Genomic DNA, 26,812 nt, shown 5'->3' with positions numbered 1-26,812 from the left:
GGCTCACCTCGGCTCCGCGATCGGCAGCCGCGCGCCGTCCCGCAGGAACAGCGGAATGCGGTCGAGCGGCGCCGCGGCCGTCACCGTACGGCCGCCGTCGTGCTCCTCGCCCGTCCACGCGTCCGTCCACCGCGCGCCCGCCGGGAGGTAGACCTCCCGCGTGACCGCGCCCGCCTCGGTGACCGGCGCCACCAGCAGGTCGGGCCCGAGCAGGAAGGCGTCGCGGATGCCCCACGCGTCCTGGTCGTCGGGGAACTCCAGCAGCAGCGGCCGCATCGGCGGCACCCCGCTGCGGGCCGTCACCCGCATCTGCTCGGCGATGTACGGCCGCAGCCGCTCGCGCAGCCGCAGATACGACGCCAGGACCGCGTACGCCCGCCCGCCGTAGGACCAGACCTCGTTGGGCAGGCCGGTCATGCCCGGCTCCAGGACCTGTTCCGGGCCGCGGAAGCCGTGCAGGCGGAACAGCGGGCAGAAGGCGCCGTACTGGAACCAGCGGACCAGCACCTCACGGTAGGCGGGGTCGTCGGGGTCGCCGCCGTGGAAGCCGCCGATGTCGGTGGTCCACCACGGGATGCCGGAGAGCATCACATTGAGCCCGGCGGTGATCTGGGCGCGCAGCGACGCGAAGTCGGTGCCGATGTCGCCCGACCACAGAGCGGCGCCGTAGCGCTGGGCGCCCGCCCACGAGGAGCGGTTGAGGGTCAGCACCTCGCTGTGCCCGGCCGCGCGCAGCCCGTCGTGCACCATGCGGGCGTGCTCGCGCGGGTAGAAGTTGGCGACTTCGAGCCCGGGCCCCGCGTGGAAGCGCAGATTGGCGGGGTAGTTGGGCTTCAGCTCCGGTTCGTCGGCGTCCAGCCAGAACACCGAGACGCCGTGCGCCAGGTAGTTGGCGGCCAGCTTCTCCCACACGTACGCGCGGGCCTCGGGGTGCGTGGCGTCGTAGAAGGCGACCTGCGCCGCGTACGCGCCGAGGCCCTTGTCCGGCCAGTCGGCGTGCGCGAGCGGGCCGTACTCGGTGCCGATCAGCAGCCCGCGGTCCCACATCGGCGCGTGGTTCTCGCTGGCCGGGCTGACCGACGGCCACACCGAGACCATCAACTTCACGCCCATGGAGTCGAGTTCGCGGACCATCGCGGCCGGGTCCGGCCACTCCGCCGGGTCGAAGCGCCAGTCGCCCAGGTGCGTCCAGTGGAAGAAGTCGCAGACGATGACGGACAGCGGCAGCTCGCGGCGGCGGTACTCGCGGGCGACCTCCAGCAGCTCCTCCTGCGTGCGGTAGCGCAGCTTGCACTGCCAGAAACCCGTGGCCCAGTCCGGGAGTTCGGGGCTGTGGCCGGTGGCGTCGGCGTACCGGCGAAGGATCGCGCCGGGGTCGCCCGCGGTGAACCAGTAGTCGATCTGCCGGGCGCTGTCGGCGACCCAGCGGGTGCCGGTGACGCCCAGCTCGACCCGGCCGACCGCCGGGGAGTTCCACAGCAGTCCGTAGCCGCGGCTGGAGATCAGCAGCGGCACGGTCACCTCGCCGTTGCGCTGCACGAGGTCGAGGACCGCGCCCTTCTGGTCGAAGAGTCCGTGTCCGTGCTGGCCCAGGCCGTAGCAGCGCTCGTCCGCGTACGCGCGGAAGCGCTGCTCCAGGCGGTGGTAGCCGTTGCCGGTGGCCGTGTAGAGGCGCGGGCCCGGCCACCAGAAGTGCGGCGGCTCCTCGGCCAGCAGCTCTCCGCCGTCGTCGGTGCGCTCAAAGGTCAACCGGCCCGCCGCGGCGGGCAGTTCCGGGGTCAGCCGGCCCTCGGCGCAGGCGTCGATCCGTACGGTCAGCGCGCCGTTGACGAGGGTCGCCGAGTCGCCGTGCACGGTGATCGCGGTGGTGGCGCCGGGCGGCGGCGCGTCCAGCGCGCCGGGCAGATCCTCGACGATCTCCCCGGCGGGCGCGGACCGCACCCGGACCGCGTCCGGGCCCCACGCCTCGACCCGCAACGTCTCACCCCTGGCCCGCCATTCGAGGGCGTGCTCGCGGATGCGGAAGTGCTCTGCCATGCGGTGGCTCTCCTGACGTGTCTGTGCGAGGGCGGAAACGGGCGTGCGGGGGTAGGGAAGCGGCGCTATTGGGGGAAACGGGGGGTCGGGAAGCGGCGCTATTGGGGGAAGCGGGGGGTAGGGAAGCGGCGCTACCGGGGGGGGGAAGCGGGGCTCAGTCGCGGTGCGGGGCCGGGCCCGTGCTCTCGCGTGTGGTCAACAGAGGTGTGAGCAGGGCGACTTCGTCGGCGTCCGCGCCTTCGATCCGCCGCATGACCAGCTCCACCGCGCGCCGCCCCAGATCCTGCGCGGGCCCGGTGACGGCGGTCAGCCGCGGCGAGTACTGGTCGGCCAGCGGCTCGGGGCACAGCGCCACCACCGAGGCGTCCTCGGGCACGATCCGCCCGGCCGCCCGCAGCAGGCTCAGCAGCGGCCCGATCGCGCCCTCGTTCTGCACGACGAAGCCGGTGGTCTCCGGCCGGTCGGCGAGGACGCGGGTGAAGGCGCCCGCCGTGCTCTCGTACGTCCCGTCGCACGGCCGGTGCACGATCCGCAGCCCGCGCTCGGCCGACCTCGTACGGAAGCCGGTCAGCGTCCGCTCCGCGTAACCGGCGTGCCGCCGGTAGACCGCCGGGCTGTAGCCGATGAAGGCCACGTCGCGGTGGCCGAGGTCGGCCAGGTGGTCGGCGCACAGCGCGCCCGCCGCCGCGAAGTCGTGGTCCACGCACGACAGTCCGGTGGCGTCGGCGGGCAGTCCGATCAGCGCGGCGTGCGTGTTCTGCGCCCGCAGGACGGGGATGCGGTCGTCGTCCAGCTCGACGTCCATCAGAATCACGCCGTCGGCCAGGCCGCTGGCCGCGACCCGCCGCACCCCGTCCGGGCCCTCGTCGTTGGTGATCAGCAGCACGTCGTAGCCGAAGCCGCGCGCGGCCATGGTCACCGCGATGGCGATCTCCATCATGATCGGCACGTAGACGTCGGTGTGCAGCGGCACCATCAGCGCGATGATGTGCGACCGCTTGCCCGCCAGCGCCCGCGCGCCCGCGTTGGGGTGGTAGCCCAACTCCCTGATGGCCGCCTCGACCCGGCGCCTGGTCGCCTCGGAGATCGAGCGCTTGCCGCTGATGACATAGCTGACCGTGCTCGACGACACCCCGGCGTGCTTGGCCACTTCGGCGATGGTCACGGCGGAGGTGCGTCCCATCATGCTGTGCTGCTCCTGTCGTGGTGGCGGCCCCGCGGTCCCCTGCGTACGTTCACCCGTGCCCCGACCGCTCATTCCGTGCCCGCTCATCCCGTGACCGTCCGTCCCCTGACCGCTCATCCCTTGACCGCTCCGGTCAGCACGCCGGTCTTGAAGTGCTTCTGCATGAAGGGGTAGACCATCAGGATCGGTACGAGGGTGAGCACCACGACGGCCATCTGGAGCGACAGCGGCGCGGTCTGCGCGTGCGCGGTGCCGAAGCCGCTGTTCACCGAACCCGGCATGTTCATCCCGTAGTTGACGTACTCCAGCAGCACGTACTGCAACGGCCACTTGGGGCTGTCCGTGGGCATGTAGAGCATGACATTGAAGAAGGAGTTCCAGTATCCGACCGCGTAGAAGAGCGTGACGACGGCGGTCACGGCCCGCGAGGTGGGCAGCACGACCGACCACAGGATGCGCCAGTCGTTCGCGCCGTCCATCCGCGCCGCGTCGATGAGTTCCGCGGAGGTGCCGGAGTAGAAGGCGCGCAGCACGAGGATGTTGAACACGGAGATCGCGCTGGGCAGGATCAGCGCCCAGTACTGGCCGTAGCCGCCGAGGCCGGTGACGACGAGGTACGTCGGGATCAGGCCGCCGCTGACGAACATGGTGACGATCAACACCATCAGGATCGCCCGGTGGCCGAGCGACCCGGAGCGCGACAGGCCGTACGCGCACAGCACGGAGACCACCATCGAGATCGCGGTGCCGACGCCCGTGACGCCGAGGCTGACCAGCAGGGCGCGGGTGACCGCGCCGTTCTCCAGCATCAGCCGGTAGGCGTTGAGCGTCACCCCGTCCGGCCAGATCACCAGGCCGCCCGCGCGGCCGATCGCGCCCGGCGTGGACAGGCTGGTCAGCGCCACGATCCACAGCGGCACCAGGACGGCCGCCACGACCAGGGCCAAGGTGGCGCCCTTGAAGGTCTGCCCGGCGACGCCCTGCGCCTCCTCCCACGACGGGCGCTGCGGGCCCTTGCGCGCACGGGGGTTCCGCGTACGGCCGGCGCGGTCGCCGCCCACGGTCAGTGTGTCGGTCATCTGCGGTACAACCCGTCCTCGCCGAAGGAGTGCGCCAGCCGGTTCGCGCCCCAGATCAGCAGCAGCGAGATGACGCTCTTGAACAGACCGGCGGCGGCGCCGTAGCTGTAGTTGTTGGTGGCGATGCCGTAATAGAAGGAGAAGGTGTCCAGGACGTCGGCCGCGTCGTGGCCGACCGCGCCGCGCTGGATCAGGAACTGCTCGAAGCCGACGGTCAGCGCGTTGCCGAGCCGCAGCACGAGCATCAGCACGATCACCCCGCGCATGCCGGGCAGCGTGATGTGCCACATCCGGCGCCACCGGCCCGCGCCGTCGACGGCCGCGGCCTCGTACTGGTTCTGGTCGATGGCCGCGAGCGCCGCGAGGAAGACGATGATGCCCCAGCCCGCCTCCTTCCACACCGCCTGCGAGGTGATGAGCAGCGCGAAGGTGTGCGGGTCGGTCATCACGTCCCAGGTGCCGATCGAGTGCCGGCGCAGGAACTGGTTGAGCACGCCCGCGCCGCCGAGCATCTGCTGGAAGACGGTGATCGTCAGCACCCAGGAGAAGAAGTGCGGCAGATAGACGATGGACTGCACGAAATTCCGCAGCCGTTCGCTGACCACGGTGTTGAGCATCAGGGCGAGCGCGATCGGCACCGGGAAGAAGAGGACGATCTGGACGGAGCTGAGGAAGAGCGTGTTGCGCAACGCGCCCCAGAACAGCGGGTCGTGGAAGAGCTGCCGGAACTGCTCCAGGCCCGCGAAGTCGCTGTTGCGGACGCCGACCAGCGGGTCGTAGTACTCGAAGGCGGTGACCAGGCCGAACAGCGGCGCGTAGTTGAAGACCAGCAGCAGCGCGACGGCCGGGAGGGTCATCAGCAGCAGCGACTTGTCGCGGCGCAGCCGCACGCGCCAGGTCAGGCCGCCGTGCGCCGTGCGCTTGGCTTCGCGTGAGCCCTTCTTGCCGTCGCGTGCGCCCTTGCCGGTGTCCCCGTCCGCGGCGCCCGGCTTCCCCGGTGTCCCGTCCGCCTTCCCGGTGATGATCGCGGCCACCGCCTACTGCCCCGAGCCGTACTTGTCGAGCACGTTCGTCTGCATCCACGTCGTCAACCGCGTGCCGCCGCTGCTCTTCCACGAGGAGATCGCGGCCTGCACGTCGGAGACCTTCTTCTTGCCGTGGTAGCAGTCCTTGATGGTGTCCTCGACGGCCTGGCCCGCGTCGGCGGTCGCGAAGCGCTGCGGCACGGTGATGTTCATGTTCCAGAACACCGGCTTGTACGCGGTCGCCGCCGCTGCCGCCTGCCAGGCCGCGTAGTCCTTGGTCACCTGCGGGGCACCCGGGTTGCTGATCACCGCGGAGCAGGTGGCCAGGAACGGGTACGTCTGCTGCTGGACGTCCTTCTTGCCCTCGTCGGTGAAGGTCGGCGTGCCGTTGTCCATCGTGTAGTGGACGCCCTCGGCGCCGTAGTTGACCATCGTGTACTCGGCGGAACCGAAGGGCGCGGCAAGGTAGTTGGCGACCGCCAGCAGCTCCTTGATCCGGTCCTTCGACAGCTTGATGTTCAGATAGCTCATCAGGCTGGTGGAGTTGCCGAGGAAGATGCCGGGCTTCGACGTGCCGTCGGCGGCGAAGACCTTGAACGCGCCGCGCCGGTACTTCGGATCGGCCGCCGTGCCCGCCTGCGCGTCGGCGAGGTTCCACGCGCCGGTGCCGTCACCGGTGACGACGACCTTGCCCGCGTAGAAGCGGTTCTTGCCGTCGTTGGTGTTGCCCGCGAGCGCGTCCGGGTGCATGTAGCCGGACTTGGCGAGCTTGTAGTGCCAGTCCAGCGCCTCCAGCAGCTCCTGGCCCTCGTACTTGTGGACCAGCTTGCCGTCCTTGACCGTCCACTTGTTGGGCACGCCCCAGAACGGGGAGAGATACGTCCACAGGTCGTCGAAGGCCCACACGCCGCCCTTGGCGTTCGTCAACTCCTTGCCGAGCGCGAGGAGATCGGCGGCCGAGGAGATCTCGTCCGGGTTGATGCCCTTGGCCTGGAGGATGTCGGCCCGGTGGTAGGTGGTGCCCGCGACGACGAAGCCGCTGGAGAAGGACGGGATGCCGTAGAGCTTGTCCTCCCACACCCCGGCCTGCCAGGCGCCGGTCGGGATCGCGGCGAGGTTCGGGTAGTCCTTGACCGCGTCGCCCGCCAGGTACGGCGTGAGGTCGGCCAGTTGGGTGCCGGCCAGCTTGCCGACGTTGAAGTTGGCGTTCCACCAGGTGGGGAGCTGGATCCAGTCCGGCAGCTTCTTGGCCGCGGTCATGGTGGGGATGGCGGTGTCGTAGTGGTTGCCGTCGGCGGGCTTCATCGTCAGCGTCACGCCGAGGGCCTTGCTCATGGCCTGGTAGAAGGAGTTGCCCGGCTCCGGGATGGTGCCCCACAGCGGGGTGACGGCGGTGTAGCTGCCGCCCTTGCCCGGCACGCCGTCGACCGTCTTCACCGGGTTCGCCGGGTAGGTCAGGAAGCCGGGGTCGGTGGCGGTGCCCGCGGCGCCCGGCACCGCCGGGATGTCCGCCGTGACCGAGCGGCTCGCGGTGAACTGCGGCAGCGCCGCCTTCAGTCCGCTCTTGCTGCTGGTGCCACCCTTGCTGCTCGACCCGCTTCCGCAGGCGGTCAGCAGCGGGGACAGCGCCGCGGCTCCGGCTGTCGCCGCCGCCGCGCTCACAAAGGTTCTGCGGTTCAACTGGCTGGTCATGGTGGGTCCTTCGCCGTGTGGGGTGGTCCGATCCGGGGGGACGCCGAGGGTGCGTGCCGTGGGTGCCGTTTTGCCGTGCCGGTGCCGCGTGGAGGGGGCGAGGCGCCGGGGAGAGTGTCGAAGAGGACTGTCGAAGCGCTTCGATATGTCGGCGACAGTAACCACGTGTTTCGGTTCCGACAAGAGTTCTGACGCGACTGCCCGGCGGGCGGATTCCGGCCCCGTACGGTCCTGCGGACACCATCGCCGCCCTGGTCAGGGCGTTCGATGAATTCGACAGCGGTGCGCCGGACGGAGGTTGTGCGCGACCCGTTGACACCCTCGTCGGCGGCGTGTCAGCTTCGGCGAAGCGCTTCACCACGTCACCGGCCCAAGGGGTTTGCCTCAGTGAGTACGACGCCCGTGCACGACCGGCCGTCCTTCCGCGACGCGGAACTGCCGCTGCGCGAACGGGTCGAGGACCTGCTCGGCAGGCTCACCCCCGACGAACGCGTGGCGCTGCTGCACCAGTACGCCCCGGCCGTGCCCCGGCTGGGCATCGCCGCCTTCCGCACCGGCACCGAGGCGCTGCACGGCGTCGCGTGGCTCGGCACCGCCACCACCTTTCCGCAGGCCGTGGGCCTGGGCGCCACCTGGGACGAGGAGCTGACGCACGCGGTCGCGACGGCCGTCTCCGTCGAGCAGCGCGCCTTCCACCACCACAGGGCCGCACCCATCGGCGCCGGGCCGATCAGCCTCCAGGCGTGGGCGCCGGTGGTGAATCTGCTCCGCGACCCGCGCTGGGGGCGCAACGAGGAGGGCTACGCGGAGGACCCGCTGCTCACCGCGCGCCTGGGCGACGCCTACTGCCGGGGCATGGCGGGCGACGACCCCGAGCACCTGCGCACGGCGCCGATCCTCAAGCACTTCCTCGCCTACAACAACGAGGACGACCGCTGCGTCACCTCCTCGGGGCTGCGCCCGCGCGTGCTGCACGAGTACGACCTCGCCGCCTTCCGCCCGGCCGTCGCCTCGGGCGCCGCGACCGGCGCGATGCTCGCGTACAACCTGGTCAACGGCCGTCCCTGCCACGTCAGTCCGCTGATCGAGTCGGAGCTGCGGCGCTGGGCCGCGCCCACCGGGCACGAGCTGTTCGTGGTCAGCGACGCCGAGGCGCCGAGCAATCTGGTCGACCCCGAGCACTACTTCACCGACCACGCCGAGTCGCACGCGGCGGCGCTGCGCGCCGGGGTCGACAGCTTCACCGACCACGGCGAGGACTCCGCCGTCACCGTCGGCCGCCTCCAGGAGGCGCTGCGGCGCGGGCTGATCGACGAGGACGACGTGACGCGCGCGGTACGGCGGCAGCTCGCGATCCGCTTCCGGCTCGGCGAGTTCGACCCGGAGCGCGACCCGTACGCGGCCATCGGCTGGGACGCCGTCGACTCGCCCGCGCACCGCGAACTCGCCCTGCGCGCGGCCACGGAGGCGGTGGTGCTGCTGAAGAACGACGGGACGCTGCCGCTGGAGCCGGTCGCGGGGGTACGGCACAAGGTCGCGGTGATCGGGCCGCTCGCGGACACCCTCTTCGAGGACTGGTACAGCGGCACGATGCCGTACCGGATCACGGCCGCCGACGGGCTGACGGCCGCGCTGGCCGCGCGCGGCGACGAGGTGACCGCCGTGGTCGAGGGCGTCGACCGGATCGCCCTGCACGCCACCTCGTCGGACGGCGCGCTGTCGGTGCCCGCCGCCGACCCGGCGGGCCCGCTGCTGCTCGCGGCCCCGGCGGCCGAAGTCCCGGCCGACGACTTCTGCTTCGACGTCTTCGACTGGGGCGGCGGTGTGCTGACCCTGCGCAGCGCCCGCACCGGCCGCTATCTGACCGCGCGCGACGGGGGTGTTCCCAGCGGCGGCGACGAAAACGCTTCCGGGCAATGGGTGTTGACGGCGGATCAGACGCTGCCCAACGGCTGGGACGTCCAGGAGACCTTCCGCCTTGAGGAGCGGGCGGACGGTACGGAGCTGCTGCGGCATGTGCACAGCGGCCGGTACGCGGCGGTGGACGGGGCGACCGGACGCGTGACGGTGAGCGCCGACACCCCCGCGGAGGCCGAGAGTTGGCGCCGTACGGTCGTACGCGACGGGATCGCGCAGGCGCGGGCCGCCGCCGCGGCGGCCGACACCGCCGTCGTCGTCCTCGGCAACGACCCGCTGATCAACGGCCGTGAGACGCAGGACCGCCCCGACACCGCCCTGCCGCCCGCGCAGGACGCGCTGCTGCGGGCGGTCGCCGCCGCCCAGCCGCGCACCGTCCTGGCCGTGACCAGCAGTTATCCGTACGCGCTCGACTGGGCGCAGGAGCGGGTGCCCGCGGTGCTGTGGACCGCGCACGGCGGGCAGGAGAGCGGCCGGGCGCTGGCGGCGGTGCTGCTCGGCGCGAGCGAGCCGACCGGGCGGCTGCCGCAGACCTGGTACCGCGGCGGCGACCCGCTCCCGCCGCCGCTGGACTACGACATCATCACGGCGGGCTGGACGTACCAGTACCACCGCGCGCCCGCGCTCTACGGGTTCGGACACGGCCTGTCGTACACCACGTTCGGCTACGAGGACCTGCGGCTGTCGGCGGCGCGGATCGCGCCGGGCGAGCCGGTGACGGCGACGGTGACCGTCGTCAACACCGGGGAGCGCGCGGGCACCGAGACCGTGCAGCTCTACACCCGTGCGGTGGACGCCCGTTACGACGCGCCGCTGCTGCGGCTCGCCGCCTTCCGCAAGGTGCGGCTCGCGCCGGGCGAGCGGCGCGAGGTGAGCGTCGAGGTGCCCGCCGACGCGCTCGCGCACTGGGATGTCGGGACCGGCGCCTTCACCGTGGACCCGGGCGCGTACGACGTCCTCGTGGCGCGCGGGGTCCAGGACGTCGCCGCGACCGCCCGGCTGGAGGTCACCGGCCCGACTCCCGCTCCCCGTACGGCGGTCGGAGTGCGCGTGGCGGCCGTGGACTTCGACGCCTGTACGGGGCTGCGGCTGCTGGACGCGGGCCCCGTCTCCGGTGACGCGGTCGGCCCCGCGGCGCCGGGGGAACCGGCCACCGCCGTCTTCCGGGACGTCGGCCTGACCGGGGCGCGTACGGTCGCGGTCGAGGTCAGCCGTCCGGCGGCCGAGGGCGGGTCCTGCGCCGTACCGTCCCGGATCGAGCTGCGCTGCGACGGCGCGCCGCTGGCCGCCTTCACCCCGCCGCCGACCGCCGACCGGCACACCTGGACGGAGCTGACCGCGCCGCTGTCCGCCCCGCCCGGCCCCGGCCCGCACACGCTGACCTGGACACTGACCGGAGACGCGCTGCTGGCCGGGTTCACCTTCGCGGAATGAGCCACGGCGCGCATTGAACGGCCGCGCTTCTTAATTCGTTCGCTTTCTTCTATTGGACGACTGCCCGCCCGACGGGTGAAGCTGGAGGTCCGTTGTCGTCGTAGGTGGAATGAGAGAGGCGCGAAACCATGCAGAGCCGTCGTATCGGTGCCGTCGAGGTCAGCGCGATCGGGCTGGGCGGGATGCCCATGTCGATCGAGGGGCGTCCGGAGGAGGCACGTTCCGTCGCGACGATCCACGCGGCGCTCGACGCCGGGGTGACCCTGATCGACACCGCGGACGCGTACCACTGGCACGCCGACGAGGTCGGGCACAACGAGTCGCTGATCGCGAAGGCGCTGGCCTCGTACGGCGGCGACAGCGACGGCGTGCTGGTCGCGACCAAGGGCGGCCACCTGCGGCCGGGCGACGGTTCGTGGACGCTGGACGGCAGGCCCGAGCACATCAAGGCGGCCTGCGAGGCGTCGCTGCGGCGGCTCGGGGTCGAGGCGATCGGCCTCTACCAGTTCCACCGGCCCGACCCCGCCGTGCCGTACGAGGAGTCGGTCGGCGCGCTCGCCGAGCTGCTGGACGCGGGCAAGATCCGGATGGCGGGCATCTCCAACGCGAGCCCGGACCGTATCCGGCTGTCCCAGGAGATCCTGGGCGGGCGCCTGGTGTCGGTGCAGAACCAGTTCTCGCCCGCGTATCGCTCCAGCGAGCCGGAGTTGACGCTCTGCGACGAGCTGGGCATCGCCTTCCTGCCGTGGAGCCCGCTCGGCGGTATCGCCCACGCCGGTGAACTCGGCTCCTCCTACGGGGAGTTCGCCAAGGTCGCCGCCGCGCACGGCGTCAGCCCGCAGCAGGTCTGCCTGGCCTGGCTGCTCGCGCTGTCCCCGGTCGTCGTCCCGATCCCCGGCTCCAGCCGCCCCGAGACCATCCGCGACTCGGTCGCCGCCGCCGAACTCACCCTGGACGCCGACGAGATCGCCCGGCTCAGCGCCGCCGGCTGACGGTCCGCCCGCGCCTTCGCATTCCGCAACCCCGAGAAGAGGAAGTCTGTGCGTTACCGCGAACTGGGCCGCAGCGGCCTGTCCGTGTCGGAGATCGGCTACGGCGCCTGGGGCATCGGCGAGGGGGCGTGGGTGGGCGCGACCGAGGACGAGTCGGTGCGCGCCCTGCACCGGGCCGTCGACCTCGGCGTGAACCTCATCGACACCGCCCGCGGCTACGGCGAGAGCGAGCGCATCGTCGGCCGGGTCGTCCGCGAGCGGGCGGCGGCCGGTGACGAGATCCTGGTCGCCACCAAGGTCCCGCCGGGCAACGGCACATGGCCCGCGCCCGCCGGGGTGACCGCGGAAGAGGCGTTCTCCGGCGAGCACATCCGCGCCAGCCTGGAGACCAGCCTGCGCGCCAGCGGCCTCGACCACTTCGACGTGCTCCAGTTCCACGTCTGGCGGGACGAGTGGGTCGGCAGGGGCGACTGGCTGGAGACCGTCGCCGACCTCAAGCAGCAGGGCAAGATCCGGCTGTTCGGCGTCTCGATCAACGACCACGAGACGGACAACTCGCTGGCGCTGGTCCGCAGCGGTGTCGTGGACACCGTCCAGGTCATCTACAACATCTTCGAGCAGACGCCCGCCGAGTCGCTGCTGCCCGCCTGCCAGGAGCACGGCGTCGGCGTGATCGTCCGCGTCGCGCTCGACGAGGGCGGTCTGACCGGCGCGGTCACGGCCGGTACGACCTTCCCCGAGGGCGACTTCCGCAACCGCTACTTCCGCGGCGACCGCCCGGCCCAGGTCGAGCAGCGCGTCCGGGCGATCGTGGACGACCTGGGCATCGCCCCCGACGCCATCGCCGAGACCGCCCTGCGCTACGTCCTCAGCGCGCCGGCCGTCTCCACCGTCATCCCCGGCATGCGGTCGGTGCGCAATGTCGAGCGCAACACCGCGGTCAGCGACGGGACGCCGCTGACCGACGAGCAGCTCGCGATCCTCGCCAAGCACCGCTGGCAGCGGAACTTCTACGCGTCGTAGCGGGCTGTCGCCTCACCACCGCGAGGCACGGCGAGCCACGGCGAGCCACCGTGAACCACGGCGAGCCACCGCGACGCACCGCTCATCACCGCTCACCGACTGCTCACCACTCCTCGGCGCCCCGCGCCGCTTCGCGCGCCGCCGTATGCGCCGCTGCATCCGCCGCCGTATGCGCCGCCTCCTGGGCGTCGAGGAGTTCGTCGCCGTGGTCGAGGGCCCAGCGGCCGAGCGCCCGCATCGGGCCGTCGACCAGGCTCTCGCCCAGCGCGGTCAGCCCGTACTCGACGCGCGGCGGCGCCTCCGCGTACGCCCGGCGGCCCACCAGGCCGTTCCCGAGCAGCCGGTGCAGCGTCTCGGTCAGGACCTTGTCGCTGATCCCGCCGATCGCGGCGCGCAGCGCGCGGCGGCGGCGCGGGCCCGTGCGCAGCGCCGCGAGCACGACCGGGTCCCAGGTGTGGGCGAACAGGTCGGTGGCCGCGCGCAGCCGGCAGTCGGCGACCCGTTCGTAGCAGTGCGCGCCGGGGCTCTCGCGCGTCTCGTCGGGGCTCTCGTGAGGGCTCATCGCGCCACCCATCATGGTCCGTCCCTCGCGCACCGGCCGGTGCGTATCGGCTTCCCTACCGTATCCGTCAGACGATCGCCGCTGGTCACGGCGCCGGGCGGGGACTGGTCGCAGCGCGGGTCAAGGCGCTGGTCACGGCACAGGCCACGGGCACGGGGCGGGCCACGGCACAGGGGCACGGTCGAGGGAGCGAAGGATGCGGATCGGGATTCTCGGTACGGGAACGCTGGCGCGGGCGCTGGGCGAGGGCTGGCTGCGCGCCGGGCACGAGGTGGTGGTCGCGGGGCGCTCGACGGCCAAGGCGGCGGCGCTCGCCGAGGCGCTGGGCCGCGGCACGCGGGCCGTCGAACCCCGGACGGCCGTCAGCGGGCGGGACGCGGTGCTGCTCGCCGTCGCCTGGGACGGCGCGGAGGACATGCTGGGCGCGGCGGGCGCGACCGAGGGACTGCTGGCCGGGACGCCGCTGATCGACCCCACGAACGCGGTGGCGCACGGCGCCGGAGTCCTGCTGACGGGACCCGCCGAGTCCATGGCCGGGCGCGTCGCCGCCCGCGCCCCCGGCGCGCATGTGGTCAAGGCGTTCCACCTCTTCCCCTCCACCCAGTGGACCGACCCCGTCGGGCCCACCGTCACCGTCCCGATCTGCGGCGACGACCCGGCCGCGCTGGACGTGGTCGCCCGCCTCGTCCGGGACGTGGCCGCGACCCCGGCCGTCCTCGGCGGACTGGACCGCGCCCGCCAGGTCGAGGAGGTCGCGGGCTTCGTCATCACCCTGGCCTTCGCGGGCCACGACCCCAACGCGGCCGTCCCGGTCGTCCCGTCCCCGGTCGCGTAACGCCCGCCGAATCCGCGTCCGAAGTGCCCTGATCCGCCTACCAGTTGGTGAAGGCGCCGTCCGGCGTGCGCAGATGGGGCCGCTCGGTCGTCGTGGCGCGGTGGGCGCGGGCGGCGTCGCGGTCGAGGGTGACGCCGAGGCCCGGCGCGTCGGTCGGGGTGACGCGGCCGGGGGAGATGGCCGGACGGCTGGGGAAGAGCGCGGCGATGGCGGGCTCGGGGTCCGTCTGGTGTTCCTGGATCGCCACATTCGGGCAGGCCAGGTTGAGTTGGAGCGAGGACGCGGCGGTGACCGGGCCCAGCGGATTGTGGGTGGCGAGCTTGATGTGGTGGGTCTCCGCCATCGCGGCGATCTTCTTCGCCTCGGTCAGCCCGGCCGCCACCCCGATGTCGACGCGGGCGTAGTCGATCAGCTCCTCCTCGATCAGGGTCCTGAACTCCCATTTGGAGCCGTACTGTTCGCCCGCCGCCAGCGGTACGCCGGTCCGCGCGCGCAGCATCCGGTAGCTCTCGGGGTTCTCGCTGCGCAGCGGGTCCTCGACGAAGTACGGGCGGGCCGCCTCGATCTCGCGGCACAGGGTGACCGCCTCCGGCGGGTCGAGCCGGGTGTGCACGTCCAGGATCAGCTCGATCTCGTCGCCGAGCGCGTCCCGCACCGCGTGGAACAGGCTCACCGAATCGCGCAGGCAGCGCCGGGCGTCAAGGACGTCGTCCACGTCGTGCGGCGCGGAGAAGCGCACATGCCGCCAGCCCTCGGCGACCAACTCCCGGCAGCGGTCGAGGAATCGCTCGCGGTCGTGGTAGTCGTCGCCGACGTGCACGTACGCCGGGACCCAGTCCCGTACGCGTCCGCCGAGCAGGTCGTGCACCGGCACGCCGAGCGCCTTGCCGCGGATGTCCCACAGGGCGACGTCCACGGCGGCGATGGCGGCGCCGATGATGCGGTCGGCGGGGAAGAAGCCGCGGCGGAACATCACCTGCCACAGGTGCTCTATGCGCCGCGGGTCCTCGCCGACGATCAGCTCCGCGAGGTGTTCGAGGCCGCCCGCGACCGCCCGCTGCCGGGATCTGATGCCGACCTCGCCCAGGCCGTGGATGCCCTCGTCGGTGTCGACCACCACCAGCATCATGCTGTCGCCGTGGTCGGGGAGGGTCAGCACTTCCAGGCCGGTGATCTTCATCCCGCTCCTCCGTGAGTGAGGCCCCCGCGAGTGAGGCACTGTGCGCGGCGCCGTCCGCGGCCGGTGAGCCGCTATGAAAACGTTCCCGCAACTTCATCATGCTTGCTGAGAACGCATCATCCGCAAGGACCGCCCTGATCCGCAAGACCCTGCTGCACTGGAGATTTTCATTGCGGTAACACTCTTGACACCTCCGGGAACGTTCGCAAGGATCCACGGCATCCGGCAGCAGCGACGCGAGGAGGCGGTCCGTGGCAATCACGATCCGGGAGGTGGCGAGCGCCGCGGGCGTATCGGTGTCGACGGTCTCCCGCGCCTTCACGGCGCCCGACCAGGTGCAGCCGAAGACCCGGCAGCGCATCCTGGAGGCCGCGGCGAAGCTCGGTTACGCGCCGAACCCGGCGGCGCGCAGCCTGCGCGGCGGCGGCACGGGCACGCTCGGGCTGATCATCCCCGACATCGCCAACCCGTTCTTCCCGCCGATCGTCAAGGCGATGCAGGCCCGCGCCCGGCGGCTCGGCTACACCGTGCTGGTCGCCGACAGCGACGAGCGCGAGGCCGACGAGCTGGAGACGATCGCGGCGGTCTCCAAGCGGGTCGACGGCCTGGTGCTGTGGGCGTCCACGCTCACCGAGGACCGGCTGGGCGAACTGGCCGACCAGATGCCGCTGGTGGTCGTCAACCGCCATGTGCCCGGCATCCCCGAGGTACGGATCTCGCTGTCGGCCGGGATCGCGCAGGCCGTGGAACACCTGCGCGCGTACGGCCACCGCCGGTGCGTGTTCATCAACGCCTCACGGGACGAGCTGAGCCGCGGCAAGTCCATCCACGAGTCCTTCGAGGCGCAGGACGTCTCCTTCGTCGAACTCGGGCCCTACGAGCCGCGGTTCGAGACGGGCGTGCTGGCCGCCACGCTGGTCGCCGCGCACGGCGCGACGGCCGTGCTCGCCCACAACGACCTCGTCGCCCTCGGCGTCCTGCACCAGATGGCGAGCCTCGGCGTGAGCGTGCCCGGTGACGTCAGCGTCATCGGCATCGACGACACCCTGCTCGCGTCCGTCTCCACCCCCAGCCTCACCACCATCAGGATCGACCCGGAGGAGGTCGCCACCCGGGCGGCCGACCTGCTCCTGGAGACGATCGCGGGCCACGGCGCGGCGCGTGCCGACGCGCCCGCCGACCCGCGGGCCACCCCCTTCGTGGAGATCGGCTCCCGGCTGGTCCCCCGCGCCTCCACCGGGCCCGCGCCGGGCCGCTGAGTCACCCGCCGTACCCGCGCCCACCGGCCGCCACGGCGCACATCGGCGCGACCCGCCCCCGGGAACCGCGTCCCCCCATTCACAGCAAGGCACCCCGCACCGACCTCACCCTGCCCTCCGTGGAGACGAAATGTCCAGACAATCCCGTAATGCGGCCCTGCTCGGCTGCACCGCCATAGCCGTGTCCGTGGTCCTCACGGCCTGTTCCGCCGTCACCCCGAGCAAGTCCGGCGGCGGCGACGGCGGCGGCGACCTCACCCTCCGCGTCCAGGGCATGCCGCCCGCCACCGACAAGGCCGCGCTGACCCTCTTCAAGCAGCAGGTCGCCGACTTCGAGAAGGCCAACCCCGGTATCAAGGTCAAGGGCTCCACCACCGTCTTCGACCCGCTGACCTTCTCCGCCAAGCTCGCCGGCGGCAACGTCGAGGACGTCATCAAGGTCCCGCTCACCGAGCCGCAGCGGCTGATCCAGCAGAAGCAGGTGCAGTCGATCAGCGGCCAGCTCCAGTCCTGGGACCACTTCAAGGAGTTCAACCCGCAGGTCCTCAAGCCGCTGAGCGACAGCGCGGGCCAGGTCTACGGCGTCCCGCAGAATCCTTACGCCCAGGGCCTGGTCTACAACCGCGCGCTGTTCAAGGCCGCCGGGCTCGACCCCGACAAGCCGCCCACGACGTGGGACGAGGTCCGCGCCGACGCCAAGGCGATCGCCGCGAAGACCGGCAGGGCGGGCTTCGTCCAGGAGTCCAAGGACAACCAGGGCGGCTGGCAACTCGCCATGCTCTCCTACGCGTTCGGCGGCGACCTCGAACAGCGGCAGGGCGACACGTACACCGCGACCCTCACCGGCGAGGCCACGAAGAAGGCGCTCGGCCTGCTCAAGGACATGCGCTGGAGCGACAATTCGCTCGGCCGGAATCTGCTGAACAACCAGAACGACGTCATCAAGCAGTTCGCGGCCGGACAGGTCGGGATGTTCATGGGCAGCCCCGGCACCTACCGGCTGGCCAAGACGCAGTTCGGCATGGAGAACACCGACGACTTCGGCGTCGCCTCGATGCCGCAGTCCGGCGGCAACGCGACCCTGACCGGCGGCGACATCTACATGGTGCCGAAGTCCGCCGACACCAAGCACGCGGCGGCCGCCGTGAAGTGGCTGACCTTCGCCTACGCCGAGCCGCAGTACAGCACCGAAGCCGCCGCGGGCCAGGCCAAGGCGCTGGCGGCCGACCCCAAGTCGGCGGTCGGCGTACCGACGTTGCCGGTCTTCGACACCGCGCGGCAGACCGAGATCAACGCGGCGATCAAGCCGTACGTGAACGTCGAGCTCGACAACTTCGCGCCGTACACCCAGGGGCTGGGCAAGCTCGACCTCAAGCCCGAGCCGCCGTACGAGGCGCAGACGCTGTACACCGCGCTCGACCCGGTCGTGCAGGCGGTGCTCACCGACCGCGGCGCGGACGTCGACGCGCTGCTCGCGAAGGCGGAGAAGGACGTCAACGCCAAGCTCGCCACCGACCAGTCCACCCAGAAGTAGCCGTTCATGAGCCTGCTCACCCACTCCCGGCGCGCCGCGCCCTCACCCGTCGCCCCCGCCAAGGGGAGCGCGGGCCGCCGCCGCGGCGGGACCGCCGCGCGCAAGCAGATCACGGCCTGGCTGTTCCTGCTCCCGGCCGTGCTGGTCTTCGGGCTCTTCGCCTGGTGGCCGATCGTCCGCAGCCTGCTGCTGAGCTTCCAGCGGACCAATCTCGTCGATCCCGCCGTCTGGGTCGGCTTCGACAACTTCCGCGCGGTCTTCGACGATCCGCTGCTCGGCACCGCCGTCGGCAACACCCTGTTCTTCGTCGGCCTCGGTCTGCTGATCGGGTTCCCCGCGCCGCTGATCCTGGCCGCGGTGATGTCGACGGTACGGCGCGGCGCGGGGGTGTACCGCTTCCTGGTCTATCTGCCGGTCGTCATCCCGCCCGTGGTCGCGATCCTGCTGTGGAAGTGGTTCTACGACCCGGGCAGCGGCCTGTTCAACACCGCGCTCGGCAAGGTCGGCCTCGGCCCGTACACCTGGCTGGAGTCCTCCGACACCGCGATGCTCTCGCTGGTCCTGGAGGCCACCTGGGCCGGGATGGGCGGCGCCGTGCTGATCTACCTGGCCGCGATGGTCGGCATCCCCGGTGAGCTGTACGAGGCCGCCGAGGTGGACGGCGCGGGCGTCTGGCGCCGGATCTGGCACATCATGCTGCCCCAACTGCGCTCGGTCATCGGCCTGTTGCTGCTGGTCCAGCTCATCAACACCGTGCAGGTCTTCACCGAGCCGTACGTCTTCACCGGCGGCGGCCCCGACAACGCGACGCTGACCGTACTGCTGCTGATCTTCCGCTACGCCTTCCAGGACGGCGAGTACGGCCAGGCCGCCGCGCTCTCCTTCCTGATGGTGCTCGCGCTGGGCCTGCTGTCCGGGGTGTATCTGCGCGCCACCCGCGGCTGGAGCACGTCATGACCCTGCTGAGCGAATCCCTCACCACCTTCGTCTCCGCCCACGACCGGCGGCGGCCCGGCGTACGGGCGGCCGTCCGCTCCGTCCAGGCGCTGACACTGATCCTGCTGCTGCTCATCGGCATCGGACCGCTGTACTGGATGGTCAAGGGCGCGGTGTCCGCGCCCACCGAACTCACCAACCACCCGCTGGCGTTGTGGCCCGACCGGCCGCGGCTGGGCAACTTCGCCACCACGTACACCGACCTGAGCGTCGGCCGCTATCTGATGAACACCTTCCTGGTGGTCGGCGGATCGTGGTTCGTGCAGCTCTTCGTCTCCGCGACGGCGGGCTTCGCGCTGTCGGTCCTCAAGCCGCGCTTCGGCAAGGCCGTCTACGGCGCGATCCTGGCCACGATGTTCGTGCCGTACACGGTGAACATGGTCAGCCTCTTCATGACCGTCATCGACCTGCCGCTGCTGCACCTCAACCTCGGCGACACGTACTGGGCGATCTGGCTGCCCGCCGGGACCAACGGCTTCACGGTACTGCTCGCCAAGCAGTTCTTCGACGCGCTGCCGAAGGAACTCTTCGACGCGGCACGGGTCGACGGGGCGAACACCTGGCAACTGCTCACCAGGATCGTGCTGCCGATGAGTAGGCCGGTGCTCGCCGTGATCAGCCTCCTCGCGGTCATGCACAGTTGGAAGGACTTCATCTGGCCGCTGGTCGCGCTCACCGATCCGGAGAAGCAGCCGATCAGCGTCGCCCTCGCCCAACTCGCCACCCAGGCACCGCAGGACCAGCTCATCGCGGCCATGGTGCTCGCCGTCGCGCCGCCGATCCTGTTCTTCGCCGTCGGCCAGAAGTACATCGTCGCCGGGCTCGGCTTCACCGGCGTCAAGGGCTGAGTACGCCCGCACCCCCCCCGCTTCATCCACGCACCTTCTCTTCGGGACAAGAGAGAGGCACCTCCATGCCAGTCGCACGCCGTACATTCCTCCAGGGCACGGCCGTCGCCACCGGGGCCGCGCTGCTCCCGGCCGTCTCCGCCCAGACCGCGCACGCCGCGGGCGCGGTCACCGTCTCCGCCGACGGCATCACGCTCGTCGGCCAGAGCGACGGCAGCGTCCTGATCAGCGACGGCTCGGGCACCGCCCGCGTCCTGATCAGCCACTTCATGATCAAGGACAGCGTCCTCGGCCAGCAGCGCACCTACGGCGGCACGCCGACGCAGGTCACGCTGCCCGACGGCCGTAGCGCCGTGCGGATCACGTACACCATGGGCAGCGGCGCGTCCGGCGTCACGGTGCGCGGCACCTTCGACGTCACCGCGCACAAGGCCCACATGTCCTGGGAGGTCGGCGGCTCCACCACCCTGACGCCCACCGGCTTCATGGTCGCCCGCACCGTCCAGACGCCGAGCGCGGCCGAGTCGTACGAGGCGCTGACCACCTGGACGAAGGACCCGCGCGGCGGCATCCCGTACGAGGTCAACGCGGGCGCCGCGTACACCGAGACCTGGCCCGACACCCGGGGCTCCTTCTGCCTGGCCGCCAGCAACTCCACCTATACGACGGCCACATGGCTGCACACCCCCGGCGCCGCTACGGGAACGGACACCGCCGCCACGACGGTGGACTTCGTCCTCGGCGGGCTGCGCCCGCGCGGCGCCGGGGTGCTGGCCGCGGGCAGGCCGCTGGGCGTGGAGGTGTGGACCGACCAGCCGTTCAACCTCTACAAGACCGCCGGGCAGACGATGACGCTCAAGGCGCAGGTCGTCAACGGCGGTTCGGCGGCCAAGCCGGTCACCGTGACGTGGTGGGCGCGGGACTTCGCGGGCACGCAGATCGCCGGCGGCACCGTCTCGCAGACCGTCGCCGCGGGCACCGCATGGGACGCCTCCTTCCCGGTCGCCGCCCCCGCGCACGGCATCGTCTTCACCGAGGTCAGCGCCGTGAGCGGCGCCGACTCCGCGCTCGCCAGGACCAACCTGTCTGTGCTGCCCGACTTCGCCTACCAGGCGGGCGGCGAGTCGATGTTCGGCCTCGCCAACTACCCCTGGCTGCTCAAGCCGAGCCAGGCCGACGTGCTGGCGCTGCTGAAGCTGATCGGCGTGAAGCGGATCAGGATCGCCTACGCGGGCGCGCCCGGCATCGACACCGCGACCCTCGACGCCCACGGCATCCACCACAACGTGGAGTTGAGCGGCATCCCGATCGGCGGCAGCGCGGACCAGATCGCCGCATGGGCCGACACCAACACCGCGAAGGCGACCGCCGCCGCCGCGGAGTACTTCGAGGTCGGCAACGAGGTGAACGCCCCCTGGATGGAGGGCCGGGGCGTCGAGGCGTACATCAGCGACGGGCTGAAGCAGGTCACCGACCGGCTGGCGGCGGCCGGTTCCACGATGAAGGTCATGAACGCGGGCCTCGGCGGCATGGACTACGTGTGGACCGAGAAGTTCCAGCAGGCGGGCGGCTGGGACCTCATCGACGCCTTCGCCTTCCACCCGGGTCGCGGCAACTTCACCCCCGACTACGCCCCTTCGCCCGACGACTGGGTGGAGGGCACCACCGGCACCTACTGGAACTTCCTCGGCGCGCTGCGCAAGGCCAAGGAGATCATCGCCGAGTACGGGCCGAAGGAGCTGTGGATGTCCGAGGCGTACGCCCCGACCAAGCCCAACTCCTGGTGGCAGGACACCTACCGGCACGCCGCCGAGAACGTGCTGCTGAGCCTGGCGCTGGCCAAGTCCGAGGGCGTGCGCGGCGTCAACTGGTACCAGTTGCACGACTCGACGATCCACCACCCGCAGGAGGCCGACCCGGACAACGTCGAGTTCCACTGCGGCATGATGCACCGCGACACCAGCGCCAAGCCGTCGCTGCTGGCGTACGCGACGGCCGCGCGCGTCCTCGACCAGGCCACGTACGTACGGCCGTTGGTCTTCGCCGACGCGGACGTGAAGGGGCTGCTGTTCACCACGCCCTCGGGCCCGGTGTCGATCCTGTGGACCCGCAAGGACGGCTACGTCCTCAACGCCGACCACGGCGCCGACTCCTGGTACGCCTCGCCCGAGCCGTGGACCGACCCGTGGCCGACGAAGACGCAGGTCGTCGCGCACTCCGGGACCGTGGCCGGGACGGTGCGGGAACTCAACTGCGTCGGCGAGGAGCGGACGTTGAACGCGGCCGGCGGGAAGGTCACGCTCACCCTGGACGGAGCGCCGCGCGTCTACTACGGCCTCGCCGCCAACCCCGACTGGAAGTAAGCACGTCATGAGGGGCCGAGAAGAGTCATGAGGACGTCATGAGGAACGACACCGCACGGCACGACATCACCGTCGTCGGCGGCGGCCTGGCCGGGGTCTGCGCGGCCGTCGCCGCCGCCCGGCTGGGCCGGACCGTGGCGCTGGTCAACAACAGGCCGGTGCTCGGCGGCAATTCGAGCAGCGAGGTCCGCGTGTGGGTCTGCGGTGCCACCGGGCACGGCAAGAACCACCACGCCCGCGAGGGCGGCATCATGGGCGAGCTGTTCGTCGAGAACCAGTACCGCAACCCGGACGGGAACCCGTACTACTGGGACACCGTGGTGCTCGACGCCGTGCGCGCCGAGCCCAACATCACGCTGTACCTCAACACCGATGTGCGCGAGGTCGACGCCGAGGGTCCCGACGACGCGCGCCGGATCACCGCGCTGACCGGCTGGACCATGGGCTCCGAGCGGCGCGTCCGCTTCGAGAGCGAGGTGTTCCTCGACTGCACGGGCGACGGCCTGATCGGCTACCTGGCCGGGGCCAGGCACCGCATCGGCCGCGAGGCGCGCGCGGAGTACGACGAGCCGTGGGCGCCCGAGACCGCCGACGACATCACGCTCGGCTCGACGCTGCTGTTCTACACCAAGGACGCCGGCCGCCCCGTCAAGTACGTGCCGCCGGACTTCGCCAAGGACATCACCACGACGTCCATCCCGCAGCGCCGCATCATCAAGGCGGGCGACAACGGCTGCGCGTACTGGTGGATCGAGTTCGGCGGCGAACTGGACACCGTCCACGACAACGAGCGCATCCGCGACGAGCTGTGGTCGGTCATCTACGGCATCTGGGACCACATCAAGAACTCCGGCGAGTTCGACGCCGAGACCATGACGCTGGAGTGGGTCGGCTCGCTGCCCGGCAAGCGCGAATACCGGCGCTTCCTCGGCGACTACGTCCTCCACCAGGGCGACATCCTCGGCCAGACCGAATTCGCCGACCGCGTCGCCTTCGGCGGATGGTCCATCGACCTGCACCCGCCGCAGGGCATGTACGCCACCGAGGCGGGCGCCAAACAGCGCTACGCGGACGGCATTTACCACATCCCGTACCGCAGCCTGTACTCGGTGAACACCGCCAATCTGCTCTTCGCCGGGCGGAACATCTCCGCCAGCCACGTGGCCTTCGGCTCGACGCGGGTGATGGCCACCTGCGCGACGATCGGGCAGGCGGCGGGCACGGCGGCGGCGCTGTGCGCGGACGCCGGGATCTCCCCGCGCGAGCTGGAAGTGGCGTCGCTGCACCGGGCGTTGCTCCGCGAGGACGCCTCGGTGATCGGGCTCGCCTCCGACGACCCGGACGACCTGGCGCTGCGGGCGACGGCGACGGCGTCCAGCACCCTGGCGGACCTGACCGTCGAGACCTCCGACGCCACCTGGCCGCTGACCGCCGACGCGGGCCTCGTCCTCCCGGCCGACCCCGCGCTCACCGGCCTCGAACTGCTGCTGGACGCCGAGCGCGACACCGTGCTGACCGTCGAGCTGTACGACCCGGAGCTGGGGCAGAACTACGTGCCGCGCCGCCTGGTCGGCTCGGTGTCGGTCCCGGTCGCCGCCGGGCGCGGGCAGTGGGTCAAGACCGGCCTGGAGTGGGCGCCGGACACCCCGCGCAACGCCTTCGTCGTCGTCCGCGCCGACCCGGCGCTCGCGCTGCGCGTCGCCGACCGGCCGACGCCCGGCGTGCTGTGCTTCACGCGGGTGCCGCTGCGACCGCAGGACGAGTCGCCGCAGCCGCTGCGCGAGTGGACGGACTCCGGCCTGCTGCGGCGGGCCTTCTGCCTGCGGGCGGGGGAGACGGCCGCGTTCGCGCCCGCCAAGGCGGTCGACGGATACGCCCGGCCGTACGCGGGCCCGCACCTGTGGGTCTCGGAGCCGGTGCGCGAAGGCGCGCGGGAATGGCTGGAGTTGGCGTGGGACGAGCCGGTCGCGCTGCGCCGGATCGAGGTCGTCGCGGACGACGACGTCAACGAGGACCTGATCAATCTGCACCACCACAGGACCCCCTTCGACACGCTCCCGACGCTGGTACGGGACTATCGGGTGGAGGTGCGCGACGCGTCCGGGGCCGACTGGCGGGTGGTGGACCGCGTGACGGCCAACCGGCGCCGCCGCCGGGTCCACGTCCTGGAGGAGCCGGTCACCGCCCGCGCGGTGCGGATCGTCGTCGAGGCGACCAACGGCGCCGCGTCCGCGCACGTCGTCGCCGTACGGGCCTACAGGTAAGGGAGTTGGCGGTGGTCACAAGGGTGCTGGTCACCGGGGCGGCCGGGCGGATCGGGCGGGCGGTCCTCGCGCTGCTCGCCGAGCGCGGCGTCGAGGCGAACGCGCTGGTCCTCGACGACCCCGGCGACCTGGGCCGGCTCGGCGCGCGGCTGGTCGTGACCGGCGACGCGGCCGACCCGGAGACCGTCCGCAGGTCCCTGGACGGCGCCGACGCGGTCGTCCACCTGGCGGCGATCCCGACGCCCGAACGCAACACGCCGCAGGAGGTGTTCAGCGGCAACACGCTCGCCACCTTCTCCGTACTGGAGGAGGCCGGGCGGGCAGGGGTGCGGCACGTGGCACTGGCCAGTTCGTGGGGGGTCACGGGACTGCCCTGGACCGGCGACCCCGCACCGCACCCGCCGTACGTCCCCGTGGACGCCGCCATGCCCGGCCAGGTCGAGGACCCGTACGGGCTGTCCAAGCAGGTGGACGAGGTGACCGCCGCCATGATGGCGCGTCGGCACGCCATGAGCGTGGTCTGCCTGCGCTACCCGTACGTCGGCGGCTTCGAGGAGCGGCTGCGGGCGCACGCGGCGCTGGTCACCGAGCAACCGGCGTACGGCGCGCGGGACTTGTGGACGTATCTGGAGGTCGGCGACGCGGCGCGGGCCGCGCTGCTGGCCCTGCGGGTGACGGAACCCGGCGCGCATGTCGTGCACGTGTGCGCGCCCGAGATCCTGGTGCCCTTCCCTACCGAGGAGTTGATGCGCCGCTTCCACCCGACGACCCGCGTACTGCGTCCGCTGCCCGGCCGTACGGCACCGGTCGACACGGCGGCGGCGCGGCGGCTGTTCGGGTTCACGGCGGAACGCCTGATCGACGGGTGAGGTGACACCGGGCGGGCGGCGCCCGGACGGCGCCCGGTCGGCCGCGCGGTCGGGCTGGCGGTTGACGGCTGGTGAGGCGGAGGCCGCGCGGGCCGCTACCTTGGCCCGTACAACGCTGCCGTCGGGCCGGAGGAAAAGCACGTGAGCCGTCGCTTCGAGGAGATCGACTGGCGTCCGACGCCGATGGGCGAGATCAGCCTGCGGCGACGGCGGGACGTGGCGACCGGCGAGGACGTGCACGAGGTCAAACTCGGCGACGAGTTCCTGATGTCGAGCCTGTTCACCGCCGGTGAGATCGCGCTGTCCCGGCTCGGCCTGGCCGAACTCCCGGACGGGGACGGGGACGGGGACGATGGAGGGGACTCGTACGCGGATGTCGCCGTCGGCGGGCTCGGCCTCGGCTACACCGCGCGCGCGGCGCTGGAGGACGCGCGCGTACGGTCGCTGGTCGTCATCGACGCGCTCGCCGAGGTGATCGGCTGGCACCGGGAGCATCTGGTGCCGCTGGGCGCGGAGTTGACGGCCGACCCGCGCTGCCGCTTCGTGCACGGCGACTTCTTCGCCCTGGCCGCCGACGCCGACGGGCTCGACCCCGAGACGCCCGGCCGCCGCTTCCACGCCGTGCTCCTGGACGTCGACCACTCGCCCGCCCACGTCCTCCACCCCCGGCACGCCGCCCTCTACCGCCCGGACGGCCTGCGGCGGCTGGCCGCCCACCTCCACCCCGGCGGCGTGTTCGCCCTGTGGTCCAACGACCCGCCGGACGACCCCTTCACCGCCACCCTCCGCGAGACCTTCGCCACGGCCGAGGCCCACGTCGTCACCTTCCCCAACCCGCTCCAGGACGGCGAGGCGACCAACACGATCTACGTGGCGCGCACGGCGTCCTGACGTCGGCGCCGTAATGACGGACCGTCAGGCGGGCTCCGTGGTCAAAAAGACGCGGGTCTCGGCGACCACACGGTCCTGGAACTCCGGCTCGCGCACCCGCGCGGTCCCACGTGCGGGCGCTACGCCCTCGGCACCCGCAGAATCCGCAGCATCGTCGTCCGTAGCGCTTCCCCCAGCTCCTCGTCGGAGAGGTCGGCGAGGAGCGGCAGGGTCTCCGGGGCGAGGAGGGCGGTGCTGTAGGCGATGCGTTCGGCGGGTGTCGGCTGCTCGCCGTAGAAGAGGGTGAGGCCGCGCCGGTGCAGTGCGGCCACCTCTTCGTGGTTCTTGGTGGTGTGCCGCGCGTCCGGATCGGTGGAGGCCATCACGGCGTAGTGCCGGTTGGTGACGAGGAATTCGGCGAAGCCGTTGACCACGTGCTCGATGCGCGCCCGCCGGCCGCGCATCGCGTCGGCGTCGTCCAGCAGCGTCTCCATCCGGCGCATGCCGGGCTGCATCGCCGCGTGCAGGATGTCGCCCTTCGCGCGGAAGTGGTAGTAGACGGCGGCCTTCGTCAGGCCCAGCTCGTCGGCGATCATCTGGAGCGAGGTGGCGTTGTAGCCGAGTTCGAGGAAGAGCCGCTGGGCGGTGTCCAGGATCTGCTGCCTGGTCTGCTCGGCCTGCGCCGCACGGGTGGACATGCCCTTGGCAGGCGTCGGCATGGTTCTTGCTCCTCCTTCGTGGGCCGCGAGGACCGCACCGCAGCATACAAGCCGCCGGGGGCCCGGAAGCCGGTCGTCCGGCGGGTCACGGCCCCCTCGCGGGCCCGTCGCGGGCCGGTCGCGGGCGG

Annotated in this window: 20 protein-coding genes; 12 read left to right on the top strand and 8 right to left on the bottom strand. The window is 71.9% G+C overall.

The genetic code is table 11. The features are described from left to right. Positions 1–3: 3 nt before the first annotated feature. The 5 genes from ACIO6U_RS10915 to ACIO6U_RS10895 all read right to left on the bottom strand — a co-directional run bounded on the left by ACIO6U_RS10915 (position 4) and on the right by ACIO6U_RS10895 (position 7,019). Positions 4–2,037 (bottom strand): TIM-barrel domain-containing protein, encoded by a 2,034-nt coding sequence (locus ACIO6U_RS10915; RefSeq protein ID WP_401717626.1) that lies wholly within the window; start codon positions 2,035–2,037, stop codon positions 4–6. Positions 2,038–2,191: 154 nt separating this feature from the next. Then, positions 2,192–3,223, bottom strand: coding sequence for a LacI family DNA-binding transcriptional regulator (locus ACIO6U_RS10910; protein WP_401717624.1), 1,032 nt, complete (start codon positions 3,221–3,223; stop codon positions 2,192–2,194). A 113-nt stretch (positions 3,224–3,336) separates the two neighbouring features. Next, complete coding sequence (locus ACIO6U_RS10905) at positions 3,337–4,302, bottom strand: carbohydrate ABC transporter permease (RefSeq protein ID WP_401717621.1); 966 nt, start codon at positions 4,300–4,302, stop codon at positions 3,337–3,339. Beyond that, positions 4,299–5,336, bottom strand: coding sequence for an ABC transporter permease (locus ACIO6U_RS10900; protein WP_401717618.1), 1,038 nt, complete (start codon positions 5,334–5,336; stop codon positions 4,299–4,301). The genes ACIO6U_RS10905 and ACIO6U_RS10900 overlap by 4 nt, the downstream gene beginning before the upstream one ends. A 3-nt stretch (positions 5,337–5,339) precedes the next feature. After that, complete coding sequence (locus ACIO6U_RS10895) at positions 5,340–7,019, bottom strand: ABC transporter substrate-binding protein (protein WP_401717616.1); 1,680 nt, start codon at positions 7,017–7,019, stop codon at positions 5,340–5,342. A 387-nt stretch (positions 7,020–7,406) separates the two neighbouring features. Between ACIO6U_RS10895 and ACIO6U_RS10890 the strand changes: the two genes are divergently transcribed. The 3 genes from ACIO6U_RS10890 (at position 7,407) to ACIO6U_RS10880 (ending at position 12,385) form a co-directional block, all read left to right on the top strand. Further along, positions 7,407–10,370, top strand: a complete 2,964-nt coding sequence (locus ACIO6U_RS10890; RefSeq protein ID WP_401717613.1) for a glycoside hydrolase family 3 C-terminal domain-containing protein — start codon at positions 7,407–7,409, stop codon at positions 10,368–10,370. 128 nt (positions 10,371–10,498) lie between these two features. Then, positions 10,499–11,362: an aldo/keto reductase gene (locus tag ACIO6U_RS10885; protein ID WP_355339778.1), complete on the top strand. Its 864-nt coding sequence runs from the start codon at positions 10,499–10,501 to the stop codon at positions 11,360–11,362. A gap of 48 nt (positions 11,363–11,410) precedes the next feature. Next, a complete protein-coding gene (locus ACIO6U_RS10880; protein WP_391041793.1) occupies positions 11,411–12,385 on the top strand; it encodes an aldo/keto reductase in 975 nt (324 codons plus the stop codon). Positions 12,386–12,488: 103 nt separating this feature from the next. Here the strand turns inward: ACIO6U_RS10880 and ACIO6U_RS10875 are convergent, their stop codons facing one another. Next, positions 12,489–12,947 carry a winged helix-turn-helix transcriptional regulator gene (locus ACIO6U_RS10875; RefSeq protein WP_391158560.1) on the bottom strand — a complete coding sequence of 153 codons (459 nt, stop codon included), beginning with the start codon at positions 12,945–12,947 and terminating at the stop codon, positions 12,489–12,491. 196 nt (positions 12,948–13,143) lie between these two features. Here ACIO6U_RS10875 and ACIO6U_RS10870 point away from each other — a divergent pair, with 196 nt between their 5' ends. Continuing rightward, a complete protein-coding gene (locus ACIO6U_RS10870) occupies positions 13,144–13,782 on the top strand; it encodes an NADPH-dependent F420 reductase (RefSeq protein ID WP_401717608.1) in 639 nt (212 codons plus the stop codon). A 37-nt stretch (positions 13,783–13,819) separates the two neighbouring features. Here the strand turns inward: ACIO6U_RS10870 and ACIO6U_RS10865 are convergent, their stop codons facing one another. Next, positions 13,820–14,962, bottom strand: a complete 1,143-nt coding sequence (locus ACIO6U_RS10865; RefSeq protein ID WP_391041789.1) for an enolase C-terminal domain-like protein — start codon at positions 14,960–14,962, stop codon at positions 13,820–13,822. Between the two features lie 251 nt (positions 14,963–15,213). Here ACIO6U_RS10865 and ACIO6U_RS10860 point away from each other — a divergent pair, with 251 nt between their 5' ends. The 8 genes from ACIO6U_RS10860 (at position 15,214) to ACIO6U_RS10825 (ending at position 25,986) form a co-directional block, all read left to right on the top strand. Beyond that, on the top strand, positions 15,214–16,221 hold the full coding sequence (locus ACIO6U_RS10860; protein WP_355339792.1) for a LacI family DNA-binding transcriptional regulator: 1,008 nt from the start codon (positions 15,214–15,216) through the stop codon (positions 16,219–16,221). Positions 16,222–16,351: 130 nt separating this feature from the next. Further along, positions 16,352–17,755, top strand: a complete 1,404-nt coding sequence (locus tag ACIO6U_RS10855; protein WP_401717605.1) for an ABC transporter substrate-binding protein — start codon at positions 16,352–16,354, stop codon at positions 17,753–17,755. Positions 17,756–17,761: 6 nt separating this feature from the next. Next, positions 17,762–18,712 (top strand): carbohydrate ABC transporter permease, encoded by a 951-nt coding sequence (locus ACIO6U_RS10850; RefSeq protein WP_401717602.1) that lies wholly within the window; start codon positions 17,762–17,764, stop codon positions 18,710–18,712. After that, positions 18,709–19,599: a carbohydrate ABC transporter permease gene (locus tag ACIO6U_RS10845; protein ID WP_401717599.1), complete on the top strand. Its 891-nt coding sequence runs from the start codon at positions 18,709–18,711 to the stop codon at positions 19,597–19,599. The genes ACIO6U_RS10850 and ACIO6U_RS10845 overlap by 4 nt, the downstream gene beginning before the upstream one ends. Positions 19,600–19,664: 65 nt before the next feature. Further along, positions 19,665–21,962, top strand: a complete 2,298-nt coding sequence (locus ACIO6U_RS10840; RefSeq protein ID WP_401717596.1) for a hypothetical protein — start codon at positions 19,665–19,667, stop codon at positions 21,960–21,962. A gap of 38 nt (positions 21,963–22,000) precedes the next feature. Continuing rightward, positions 22,001–24,226: an FAD-dependent oxidoreductase gene (locus ACIO6U_RS10835; protein ID WP_401717593.1), complete on the top strand. Its 2,226-nt coding sequence runs from the start codon at positions 22,001–22,003 to the stop codon at positions 24,224–24,226. Positions 24,227–24,237: 11 nt separating this feature from the next. Next, positions 24,238–25,095: an NAD-dependent epimerase/dehydratase family protein gene (locus tag ACIO6U_RS10830; protein ID WP_391121886.1), complete on the top strand. Its 858-nt coding sequence runs from the start codon at positions 24,238–24,240 to the stop codon at positions 25,093–25,095. A 141-nt stretch (positions 25,096–25,236) separates the two neighbouring features. Further along, positions 25,237–25,986, top strand: coding sequence for a spermidine synthase (locus tag ACIO6U_RS10825; RefSeq protein WP_401717590.1), 750 nt, complete (start codon positions 25,237–25,239; stop codon positions 25,984–25,986). 119 nt (positions 25,987–26,105) lie between these two features. On the opposite strand, the gene ACIO6U_RS10820 is transcribed toward ACIO6U_RS10825, so the two are convergent. Then, positions 26,106–26,684, bottom strand: a complete 579-nt coding sequence (locus tag ACIO6U_RS10820; RefSeq protein WP_355339816.1) for a TetR family transcriptional regulator — start codon at positions 26,682–26,684, stop codon at positions 26,106–26,108. Positions 26,685–26,812: the final 128 nt, after the last annotated feature.

This window comes from Streptomyces sp. NPDC087422, from assembly GCF_044744145.1.
Taxonomy (GTDB): Bacteria; Actinomycetota; Actinomycetes; order Streptomycetales; family Streptomycetaceae; genus Actinacidiphila.
Note: the sequence above shows the minus strand (reverse complement) of the source record. Positions and strands in the feature narration are given on the sequence as shown.

Bases quoted from the DNA above. Each gene is read 5' to 3' on its own strand.
- ACIO6U_RS10820 (WP_355339816.1), bottom strand. From the start codon at position 26,684: ATGCCGACGCCTGCCAAGGGCATGTCCACCCGTGCGGCGCAGGCCGAG.
- ACIO6U_RS10905 (WP_401717621.1), bottom strand. From the start codon at position 4,302: ATGACCGACACACTGACCGTGGGCGGCGACCGCGCCGGCCGTACGCGG.
- ACIO6U_RS10870 (WP_401717608.1), top strand. From the start codon at position 13,144: ATGCGGATCGGGATTCTCGGTACGGGAACGCTGGCGCGGGCGCTGGGC.
- ACIO6U_RS10855 (WP_401717605.1), top strand. From the start codon at position 16,352: ATGTCCAGACAATCCCGTAATGCGGCCCTGCTCGGCTGCACCGCCATA.
- ACIO6U_RS10915 (WP_401717626.1), bottom strand. From the start codon at position 2,037: ATGGCAGAGCACTTCCGCATCCGCGAGCACGCCCTCGAATGGCGGGCC.
- ACIO6U_RS10865 (WP_391041789.1), bottom strand. From the start codon at position 14,962: ATGAAGATCACCGGCCTGGAAGTGCTGACCCTCCCCGACCACGGCGAC.
- ACIO6U_RS10845 (WP_401717599.1), top strand. From the start codon at position 18,709: ATGACCCTGCTGAGCGAATCCCTCACCACCTTCGTCTCCGCCCACGAC.
- ACIO6U_RS10850 (WP_401717602.1), top strand. From the start codon at position 17,762: ATGAGCCTGCTCACCCACTCCCGGCGCGCCGCGCCCTCACCCGTCGCC.
- ACIO6U_RS10895 (WP_401717616.1), bottom strand. From the start codon at position 7,019: ATGACCAGCCAGTTGAACCGCAGAACCTTTGTGAGCGCGGCGGCGGCG.
- ACIO6U_RS10875 (WP_391158560.1), bottom strand. From the start codon at position 12,947: ATGAGCCCTCACGAGAGCCCCGACGAGACGCGCGAGAGCCCCGGCGCG.
- ACIO6U_RS10910 (WP_401717624.1), bottom strand. From the start codon at position 3,223: ATGATGGGACGCACCTCCGCCGTGACCATCGCCGAAGTGGCCAAGCAC.
- ACIO6U_RS10840 (WP_401717596.1), top strand. From the start codon at position 19,665: ATGCCAGTCGCACGCCGTACATTCCTCCAGGGCACGGCCGTCGCCACC.
- ACIO6U_RS10835 (WP_401717593.1), top strand. From the start codon at position 22,001: ATGAGGAACGACACCGCACGGCACGACATCACCGTCGTCGGCGGCGGC.
- ACIO6U_RS10885 (WP_355339778.1), top strand. From the start codon at position 10,499: ATGCAGAGCCGTCGTATCGGTGCCGTCGAGGTCAGCGCGATCGGGCTG.